The sequence below is a fragment of the Desulfobacter curvatus DSM 3379 genome, from assembly GCF_000373985.1.
In the GTDB taxonomy this organism is placed as follows: Bacteria; Desulfobacterota; Desulfobacteria; order Desulfobacterales; family Desulfobacteraceae; genus Desulfobacter; species Desulfobacter curvatus.
In genome coordinates this window covers 17,938-29,014 of the sequence record NZ_KB893098.1, presented here as the reverse complement: position 1 = coordinate 29,014, position 11,077 = coordinate 17,938, and the positions used below count along the sequence as shown (strand labels likewise).

Genomic DNA, 11,077 nt, shown 5'->3' with positions numbered 1-11,077 from the left:
ACCTCCAATTAAGTGAATTTTAGTGTCTGGGGTTTTATCACGACAAACCGGTCAAGGTAATTGTCGTCAACCGGACAAGATAATTGTCGCAGAATAGCCCATCACCATTGACGACCTTACCTCAGGGTTTAACATTGGCGAAATTGTTACCCTGGAAAAACGACTTGTGAACATGCTGGGATTTACCCATGCGGAAACCCGAGCCTATCTTGGGCGTGTCTTTAACTCCTGCGGGTTGGACCCGTCCCGTATGCCGGAAATCATGGCGATCATGAAAAACCACTATGACGGCTATTGTTTTCTGCCTGATTCTGAAGAATCCTTGTATAATTCCACTATCGTCACTTATTTTCTGAAAAACTTCATGTTAAGTAACGGCGAAATACCCAGAGAGCTTATTGATGACAATCTTAAAACAGATGTCACCTGGATAGAAAGGTTGACCACGGTCAAGGAAAACACCGATGCAATGATGGACGCCCTGGTTTTTCATAATGAACTGGAATACGATCTTAAACAACTTGTATCCAAATTTAACATGCGCAATTTTTTTAAAAAGGACTACTACCCTGTTTCGCTGTTTTACCTTGGCATGGTAACCGTCAAATCCCGCTACACCATGACCCTGCCCAACAACACACTTCGCGAAATATTTGTTGACTACTACAATGAGCTCAACAAATTTGAGGTGTCCAGGGGATACACCCGGATGTTTGAACAATTTGCCAAAGACGGGGACCTTGAAAAACTCTTTGCTGGCTATTACAGCGCTTATCTTGGTATGTTTCCGGCGCAGGCGTGGGATAAGATCAATGAAAACTTTATCCGTTGCACGTTCTATGAACTTTGTGTGCGGTATCATTCCTGGGATTTCACATTCTCCATGGAGGTGAATTATCCGTCAGGCAGAAGCGACTGGGAGATGACGGGCAAATACCATACGAAACTTAAAGACACCAAAACCATTATCGAATTCAAGTATGTCCCTGCAAAAGACGCAGACAAAATTTTATCCCTAAAGGCGCCTCACAAACAGGATGCAGCCCAGGTGCTTGGATATAAGAAAGATGCCTTGCAGCTTTTTCCCCATTTTGATATCAAGACCTACCTTATCTATATTGCGGGAAACAGGGGGTTTCGTTTCTTCAACCTGGTATGAAGTTTCGGTATTAATCCGACAATTATCTACATGGCCTAATTTTGAACCACCCAGGGGTGGATGATTGACGCCTTAAGGGTGCAATATCTGATGAGACCGTTCCATACCTTTGTTACTCAGTAAGGTCTTTTTTGCTGCGTCTGGTGCGTCTAAAATTATAGCGTGTGCATGACTTGATTTAAATGTTTTAATATCTGAATTCCTAAGGCCCCAGACATTTATATCAATATCAAAGATTTCTGATTTTTCCGCCATTTCCTTACTTAACAGGCCTTCATCAAACAAAAGTCTATAAACTTGAATTGACGGATGAAGAGCGTTTGCGTCAAGGTGTTTAACATATTCAAATGGATTCATTATAGCATCTCTAATTAAGACACCCATTCTTATTGCTTTATTACATTTACGCATTCGCCCCAATGAATAATGATTAAATGAGGATATGATTACTTGATCCACCATATTGTATTTACGGAGCATTTGATCAATTTTCTGTTCAATTCCCAAATATTGAATAACGCCGGTTTTAAGCTCAATATTTAATTCGAGATCCGTATGTTTTACAAGTTCAAGGACTTCCTCAAGCAGTGGCAGTCTGCAGTGTTTATAGACTGTATTTTTGTTATTGTAATTAAATGTCCACAGTTCCTCTAAATACAGGTCTTTTACAAGGCCGCTTCCGTTGCTTGTGCGGTCAATTTGCTCATCATGTATGACAACGAGCTTACCATCTTTAGAAAGTTGAACATCAAGCTCTATGCCGTCAGAACCTAGCTCAATCGCTTTTTGATAGGCTTCTATTGTATTTTCAGGGGCGTGGGCACTTGCGCCGCGGTGTGCCCAGATTTTTGGAAGGTTTGGTTCTGTCACTGCGTCTAACTTTCTGCTAAATTTTCTTTGTCATCCACATAGATATAATAATCTATACTGATTTCCTCCAGTTGTTTTCCGATTTCTCGAAAAAAAGAACTGGTGATGATGACCCTTATCTCATCTGCTGCATTCTGTTTTAAATACTCAGGAGATTCAATCTTTAACGAGAGGGTTTTACTGCATCTATCCTGAATACATCTTTTTTGGGTATTAGCTCGTTGTTCATCCAGATACTCAAGTTCATATAATTTAAGTCCCCATTTGCGTTTATCGTTATCCACAATGCAGACCGGACGATACCGGCTACCATTTTCGATCAAGTAATCAAGTGCCATGTGGCCTGAACCAAACAAAACAATCCTGGCGCCATTTAAATTTTTAAACAAATCAAAAAATTTCTTTTGATAAAACGCATAAGGTTTACTCATATCATAAAAATATTGATTTGATGCCACACGTTTACAAATCGGCGGATATTCCATGTATCTGCTACCATATTTTGCCCGAAGAATCTGATCATAATCGGCCGGGACCTGGAGCTTCATATTCTCAAACGGCATTTCAATACTATTTTTCAAATCCGATTTTCTGAACGAATCAAAAACATCCTGCATCTTATTCGTAACAAAATTCCCCACTAAAACAGAGCCTTTATCGCCCTGTTTTGCAATTTCAGATAGTTGATGATGAAGCATCCCTATATCTTGACCTTCGGATTCATATCTATAGTTTTTGTACTCTGATAAGGAATAATGATTTTTAACCTCTTCATAAGTATAAATCCTGCATCTGATTAAATGCTGAATGTGTCGTATCTTTTTGGTTTTCTTCACATTCAGATTTTCAGATAAATACGTTGCATCAAGTGGGATAATATCGATATGAGCACCTTCATCAAGCCCTTTGCCCCAATCGTGGTTCAGGCTCATGACTGTACTTTTGCTGTTAACGATTCGATTATGATTCCCAAGATAGCCTTTTTCAAATTTAGACAAATCTACAAAAGTATAAGGCGCTTCAAGACTCTCTTTGATAATTGCCATAAACCGGTCATAATCATTTCGCATCATTGCAATATCTACATCAACATCCCAAGGGATAAATCCTTTATGACGAACTGCACCAAGCATGGTGCCATAAAGCGGGTAAAAAGAGACATTATTCTTTTCACAAATGCGTTGTACTGTATTTAAAATATCCAGCAGATGGCGTTTAAGACTGATATGCCGCTGGTACAACGCTATATCATGTTCACTTCCGACATAGTTTTGGGCATAATACTCTCTAACACGTTCCAGCCGCGTTTTTTTAACTGATCCACTCTTTTGAACCGATCCTCTCCATGACGATTTGTTAAATTCTTTTTGAACGGTTTCAAGTGCATAAGCAATGACATGGTGCATGTCATAATACTTATAATCTGCCAAACGTCCTCCAAAGATAACATTTTTTTCTTTTGAAGCTAAAAATCCATACTTGTCAAACAGATCATTGTTTTTTTGATTATTGATTGGATAATATGGCTCATTCCCGGTTTCCCATTCACTTGGGAATTCTCTGGTTATGACGGTTTTCTCCTGATTTCCAAATTCAAAATGTTTATGTTCGATAATTCTCGTAAAGGGTGTTTTGCTGTCAGTATAATTCACGACAGCGTTCCCCTGATAATTTTCAATGTCTAATATTTCGTGTTCAAATTTCAAACTTCTATATTCCAAATGTCCGAATCTGAACTCATAAAACTCATCAATCATGCCTGTAAAGACAATTTTGCGGGCAAGGGAAGACAATCTTTTACGATCTGAAAAGAAATCTGTGTTCAGTCGAACTTCCAGACCTTTTAACATCTTTTCAATGATTGCGTTGTAACCCTCTATTGGAATGCCTTGATACGTATCATTAAAATAATTATTATCATATGTATACCTTACAGGTAATCTTTGTATGATAAAAGCTGGCAGTTCCGAGCATTTTCGTCCCCATTGCTTTTCTGTATAGCCTTTTATTAATTTTTTATATATGTCTGTGCCTACTAAAGATATCGCCTGTTCTTCAAGATTTTTCGGCTCTAAAATACCTGCAGCCTTTCGTTGCCCGGCAATTTTGTCTTTGGCCTGCTGCGGCGTAACAACACCCCAAAGTTTATTAAAGGTATTCATATTAAAAGGCAAATTGAATATCTGCCCCTGATAATTGGCTACCGGCATATTTGTAAATCGATTAAACTCAGTGAATTGATTCACATAATCCCAAATATCTTTGTTGCTTGTATGGAATATATGAGCCCCGTACTTGTGAACATTAATTCCTTCAATGTTTTCACAATATATATTCCCGCCAATATGATCCCTTCTATCAATAACAAGGCATGATTTACCTCTTTTTTGAGCTTCATACGCAAATGTAGCACCAAAAATCCCGGTGCCCACTATAAGGTAATCATACATAACGTTAACTGCCTTCTATTATGTCACTATGCCTTAAAGCTTGCTTTATGGCCTTTTTCAGCATAGACGAACTGGTTTTTTTGGTATAAGGGAAAAAGACCAGATCAGAACCATTTCTTTGTAGGAAAGCCTTAGCTGCAAGCCAGCTTGGATCATTCTCATAATCACTGCCGGAAAACTGACAATCAAATCGATACATCTCATATGCATGGGTTGTACCATTGAATTTAAAAGGGATCTGAACTGCCTGATCAACATATTGACAAGATTGAACAATTTCAAGTCGTTCATCAAAAGGAATAAACGGCGTGGTTTTCTTATACGTTATAACCCCTTCATCTGAAACAACACCAACTATAAGATGCTCACACTGTTCTTTTGCTCTTTTCAGGATATTTAAATGGCCCACATGGAATAAATCAAATACGCCTGCTACATACCCGATTTTATATTTTTTCTTAACTCCCTCCTCAACAGGCTTTTCCAGGTTTGTATATGTAAATGGTCTTGTATATGCAACATTTGGATCGTAAATACCATATGTGTTTATATCCATATCAAAAAGCTGCCTGGCAATAGCCATATACCGCTTTACACAAATTACAACTTTAAAGTCACTGGTTGACAGATCTTTTAAAATATTTGGATTTCGTACTGGAATCCCCTCAATTCCGGTGCCCCATTTTGTTGGGTTATTATCCACTATACAATGAATTTCATATTGGCCTTTATTCAGAGCCAGAAAACGCAATGCATAATTCCCTGATCCAAACAAAATCAGCTTCTTATCTGTTGCATCCCTCAAAAAATCAACAAACAGGGTTCTGTACTCAGCATCGCTATAGTTTACTCGCCGTCGATTCATCATTACGATATCAGTTTTAATCTGATAATTATCTATATATTGCCTAAGTTCAGTTGTGTTTCTTAAAACCCGTATAAACTCAATCTCCAACCTTCTCCAGACCTCTATATCTTTTTCAAGACCGTACTTGTTCCATAAGTGCGATTTTTTAACCAAAGATTCCTGTTCAAAATTACCCATGAAGATAATCACAATTGATCTGAAAATTATTGCTTTAGCAGGATAACCATGCTCACAAAACTCCTGATCAAAGAAAATAAATTTTCCATTAACATAGAAACTGTTTAGAGGCACAAGATCAAGAAAGCCTTCATTAAAAATCGGACCTGAAATGTTTTTCCAATTATCTTTTGGTTCAATTTGAATAGATGATTTTAATATCTCATCAACAAACATGTCCAACTTTGCGTTAAACTCATCTGCGTCAGTTCGCGCCAAACGCCTTAAGTAATTCATAGCGACCTCACCTTGAACATACTTTGATGTGTAGGCATTTTCAGATACTTTGCCTTTAACTATGTTAAGGCCGCGCTTTTCAAGTAAATCAGCATTGCGCATTATGTTTTCAAGTTTTTTCAATCCTTGGGGATACAAAGGTTTTTTTACAACATCCTCCCCTTGAATAACAGTTGCCATCGCATGTTCTTTTCCGCGATCCATTGAAACAGTAACATAGTCTATTTTGTTTAACCCTTCGCCTTTTGTGCACTCGATTAAAAAGCTGTTTGCCATTTGATGAAAAAGTCCATTTCTAATCAAGTCAGTGTACAAAAACTGTTCTTCCAGGAATACTGAATCCGGATGATGATACCTTGGAAAAATTCGTATTCCGAGGTCTTCATTGGGCAGGAAATTTTCTGAGCAAATAATCTGCGGCATTGATAAGTTTGGAAAAACAGATAGAAAATGTCTATTTTGCAAACCAGCCTTATCTAACATTTGGGCCAGCTCAAATCTGCTGTAATTTCGTCCACCACATCGGATTAAATCTGATTTGTTTATTTTTCTGTATTTTTCAATGCCATCAAAGCTTTGGTTTGTAAATGGATCGCGGTCGCCACAAAAATACTTAAGGCCCAGTCTGTTATCCGCACCTAATAGAAGCCGCCCGCCACTGGCTAAACCAAACGCAAGTGTATCTAATAATTTTGCGGGCTCCAAAGCTCTTTCAATCATATTTACAGTTACAATATAATCAAATTTTTTAGCAAAAGCACTATTTAGTACGGCCACATCCTCTAAAGTCATGACCGTCACAGACGAAGACATTGTCTTCAGTAAATCAGTTAAGCTATCCGGCTTATCAATGATTTGAAGTATTGAGCTATCTGTTTTAAACGGGTACCAATTTAGCAGGCCTTTAGGGAAATCTTTTATAATGTCATCCACATTCATATCTTTGTCACCCCTTGGGGTTCCCTAAGAATTTTCATAATATGTTCATGGACTTTTTGCCCACATGATCCATCCAGATTTTCCGCGACATCTTTAACAGCGCGCATTTGCTCTTCAACAACACCTGTAAAATTATCAGTTACTATATCTGTAAGAAAATCTTCGAGCGGGAACAACCTGCTTTCCCTTTTTGCAAAACCTAAATTGTCTGCAACTCGTTCAAATCCGCTTTCTCCCTCAGTTATTTTTTTTAGCTCCTCATCAGAAAGTCTTACTTGAAACGGCTCTATAATGTCATTTTCAACGTCAATAACCGCCGCCAAACCATCATTCATTCGCTGTGCTATTATTTTGTCCTTATCAAACAATTTTCCAAAAGATGCTGTTCCATTAAATTTAGGACTATACCCATTTCTAAGGCTAATTGCATCATGCCAAAACTCTTTTGCAATTGTATCAAGATGGCCAGTCTTTTTATTAATGCGTATCATTGAATCGGTAAGCCCGGGAACTGCGACAATATATTGTTTAGTCTCTACAAGCTCCCCGTGTATGATTCCATTCTGTGCAAAATTCAACCAGCACTTTACATCTTTTGGCAGCTCGAACCGGTTGAATTTTTTATTTTTCCTGTTCCATTTACAAATTGCGCCTGTTTTTACTTCAGATAGCCAGACATTATTTCCAGACACACAAATACCGGTGTATCCACTTGCCTCCCTGCCGATTCTATAAATTTTATGGGCTCCGTTTGTCATTTTAAAGGCTAAAACACAATTTGTATATTCAGCCGTGATCCAGAGCATCTTTTCCTTTTCATCAACACCACATGACCAGGTTTTTGATCCTACATTCAGAAACGTCCTGCTTAGTTCTACAATACTTTTCGAATGATAACGCCATCTTTTGTTCCTGGTATTATACTCGATAATTGCATCTCCTTTTATTGGCAAATAAAAAACCTTGCCTTTAAATGACGCTACTTTTCGCATGAACATACTTTGATTTGACGCAACTGATTCCAACTCAGCAAATTCGGATGTATCCCTCTGATATTTAGCAGGTTTTGTTGCAAGAAGCGGTGTAAAATACAAATCGTCTTCAACGGAAGTTATATAAGAATATACGTTGTTCCACTTTGGCTGGTTTGGGAGGCGTCCAACGAATTCAACATTTTTTGTTGATAAATTCATTTTGAACAATCCGTTATATAACCTTGCTGTGAATAGCATCTCGTCTTCTTTTATGTATGCATCTATAATACTTAAAACACCTTTTTCTTCAATGGAAAAACGCCTGGTCACCAAGTTGTCCAGTATATAAACAGGCTTTCCAGCCAGAGCAAACAAATTACTCACAGACGAAGCTGAGCTGTCTTCACCAATATATCCATCAGAAATCGCTATTGTTTTTGCCAGATCAGGGTTTTGATCAATAACACCTATTGCTGATTCAATAAAAATAGTTTTTAATTCCAATAAAGTTTCCCATAAACCAGGTCTCATAGATTTAATTGTTGCTTCAAGTAAAGGGTGCGGTCTCCAAATTATATTAATATCATTTCTTTTTTTAACTATTTCAAATACTGTTTTTATCTTGGATAGGTACTCATTTCCACTTTTTAAAATCTCACCCAAGCTAGTATTCAGCATGAGACTTTTTTGATTTTTAAGCGATAGTCTCCACGACTCCGGGATGGCAACGCCATCCTTGATAAGGTTAATTACTTTGTCAATCTTAGGAGAACCCAAGGGCAGTATTTTGTCGTAATACTCTGAATTTTTAAAATATTTTTTTATTGTTTTGGATTGAACTACCATAAAATCCATATTTTTATACACAGGTAATTCAAGATGCCCTTCGGAAAAGAATCCAGAGGTAAGATAGTAAGGAACATACACTAATTTTTTAACGAATTTTTTTAAATTGTCCGAATAGTAATCAGGATGAATACTTGTTACTCTATTAAATTTATCGTAAGGATTATGTGTATATGCGACATCAGGCATTTCATTTTTAATTGAATACTTTTTATAATCAACAACTTGTACATCAGGATCAAAGTCTGCGCCATCATAACAATACGCCCACTCCTTTGTAGTACTGTCATATTCATAATACGGAACAGGAACAACATGGCAAACACACGCAGGATCTTTCTTACACGCCTTCCATATACTCTCAAGGCTGTCCCACATTGATGCTTTGTATGGAAAAAAAACAACATTATAAATATACTGAACTTTATTTAATAATTTTTCTACATTAACAATAATACCATTTAATGTGTCACGATCATGAGTATTTATTGCTTCTGCTTGAGAAATTACAAACAGCTTTTCACAATACTCCCCTAAAATCGGTACAATATCATTGTTTTTGCCGATTTTCTCTTCGATAGTATTCCCAATTGCAATTGCAGCCTTCTGACAGTCTTGAAGCTCCCCTAAACTTTCATTCTTACATAGTGTTGGTAGCTGTGCATGAGATTCTTTCATTGAGCTAAACAATGAACTTAATAATTCCATAAGCTTATCTTCAAATTGTTTTTGCATTATTTCCATGCCCTTAATTTTTCGCAGTGATGGTAGAAACAAAATCATGCTGTTTTTTCGCATGTGTATGTGTTTTGAGTATACCTATACTTAAAATTTTTTACACTAACAAGATATAAAAATAAATCCGAATTTTTCTGAGGTAAAAGGATTTGTTGAACAAAACCGCTTCGCGGAAAGCTCTTTAAAACCGTACAAAAAGCCTCAAAACACACATCTGGTCTAAACTGATTTTAAAAACATGTATTGAAGCGAAATCACAAATTGTCCATGCCGCAAGGCATAGATAAAAAATTCCTTGAGGCATTGAGCCTCGAAGCTTGGAATGCTATATGTAATTTGCTGAAGAAAACAGAACTAATATAAAAAACGAATCAAACAAATGAGGTGACCGGCTTATGCCAAAAGTTACGGTTGTTATGCCGTCTCTTAATGTTGCGCCGTATATTCGTGAATGTATGGATAGTGTGATTTCGCAAACACTCAAGGAGATTGAAATCGTATGTGTGGATGCGGGATCGACAGACGGCACGCTTGAAATATTACAAGAATACTCAATAAAGGATAGCAGGGTAAGGCTTATAAACTCTGATAAAAAGAGTTATGGGTACCAGATGAATTTGGGATTTGATTTGGCAAAAGGGGAATATCTCGGTATTGTTGAGACAGACGACTATATTGAATCTAGTATGTTTCAGGTGTTGTATGAAACTGCAATAGAGAAAAATTACGATTATGTTAAATCGAATTTTTTTGTATTTACTGATGATCCGCAATACGGGCGGCTTACTCTGCAGCATAAGATATTTAATAGCTCCGGATATCATTTTGTAAGCTGTACAGATTATGTTAATCACACTGTGCCAATCGATACGTTCATGTGGAATGGTATTTACCGACGCGATTTTGTTGAAAATAATCATATCCGCCTAAATGAAACGTCCGGCGCAGCATATCAGGATGCGGGTTTTAGATATCAAGTGGCTTTTACAGCAAAGAATGGAGTTTATATTCCTTCGGCATTTTACCATTACAGACGCGATAATGAAACGTCTTCAATGCATAGCCCCAAAGCACTTCAATATGATTTACAGGAAAGCCAGTTTATAATGGATTGGGCAAATGCTCGTTTCCCTTGTAACACCAGACTGTTAAGATCCGTAAGCTGGGAAATTGCCATGTGTTGTATAAGATCGATAAAAGGCTATTATCTGGCTCAGAATGATTATGGTAATAAGCTTGTGCAACTGTTTCGCAAGCTGTTAATTGAAAACAATGAGCGCGGATTGCTAAACGACCAAGATTTTTCTATTGATAAATGGATTGAAATAGAAATGTTACTGGAAAATGAAAGATTATTCCAAGAAACAATGAGATACACGGCAAGAGCTGAATTGGCACTGCATTACAGTTTTCTTTCGCTGATGCAGGACTATAAGCAAATAGTGATTTTTGGTTGTGGGAAGGTAGGAGAATGTACGTGCTATTATTTGATGTGCAATGGAAACCACAATACAGTTTGCTTTTGTGACAATGATCGGAGCAAATGGGGTGGAAGTAGGATGGGAAAACAGATTATTGCTCCTGCGAATGCAGCTACGGCGTATCCGGATGCAATTTTCATAATAGCGAATCGGACCAAAAGCGTGGAGATGATTAACCAACTGACCTCTTTAAATATTGACAGGGAAAAAATATATGTCTATCGATTTTCCTCAGATCCAATTGCTTGTTCTAATAAGTTATCTCCGGGTAAAGCAGGGTGATCACTCACCCGGGGCCC

6 protein-coding genes are annotated in these 11,077 nt (G+C 37.4%); 2 read left to right on the top strand and 4 right to left on the bottom strand.

What is annotated here, in order from left to right; translation table 11 throughout:
• Positions 1–172: 172 nt before the first annotated feature.
• The gene (locus tag B147_RS29255) at positions 173–1,159 is read left to right on the top strand and encodes a PD-(D/E)XK nuclease domain-containing protein (RefSeq protein ID WP_020589365.1); all 987 of its coding nucleotides are present in this window, start codon (positions 173–175) and stop codon (positions 1,157–1,159) included.
• A 72-nt stretch (positions 1,160–1,231) separates the two neighbouring features.
• Here B147_RS29255 and B147_RS29250 read toward each other — a convergent pair whose 3' ends face one another.
• Genes B147_RS29250 through B147_RS0121955 form a run of 4 tightly spaced genes read right to left on the bottom strand, consistent with a single transcriptional unit; the run spans position 1,232 to position 9,342 of the window.
• Entirely contained in the window at positions 1,232–2,029 is a 798-nt protein-coding gene (locus tag B147_RS29250; RefSeq protein ID WP_020589364.1) for a glycerophosphodiester phosphodiesterase family protein, read from the bottom strand.
• A 5-nt stretch (positions 2,030–2,034) separates the two neighbouring features.
• The gene (gene glf / locus B147_RS31930; RefSeq protein ID WP_020589363.1) at positions 2,035–4,479 is read right to left on the bottom strand and encodes a UDP-galactopyranose mutase; all 2,445 of its coding nucleotides are present in this window, start codon (positions 4,477–4,479) and stop codon (positions 2,035–2,037) included.
• Positions 4,480–4,483: 4 nt separating this feature from the next.
• The gene (locus tag B147_RS32560; protein ID WP_020589362.1) at positions 4,484–6,739 is read right to left on the bottom strand and encodes an adenylyltransferase/cytidyltransferase family protein; all 2,256 of its coding nucleotides are present in this window, start codon (positions 6,737–6,739) and stop codon (positions 4,484–4,486) included.
• The gene (locus B147_RS0121955) at positions 6,736–9,342 is read right to left on the bottom strand and encodes an NHL repeat-containing protein (protein WP_157237994.1); all 2,607 of its coding nucleotides are present in this window, start codon (positions 9,340–9,342) and stop codon (positions 6,736–6,738) included. The genes B147_RS32560 and B147_RS0121955 overlap by 4 nt, the downstream gene beginning before the upstream one ends.
• 350 nt (positions 9,343–9,692) lie before the next feature.
• On the opposite strand from B147_RS0121955, the gene B147_RS30670 reads away from it, so the two are divergent.
• On the top strand, positions 9,693–11,060 hold the full coding sequence (locus B147_RS30670) for a glycosyltransferase family 2 protein (protein WP_020589360.1): 1,368 nt from the start codon (positions 9,693–9,695) through the stop codon (positions 11,058–11,060).
• Positions 11,061–11,077 lie beyond the last annotated feature (17 nt).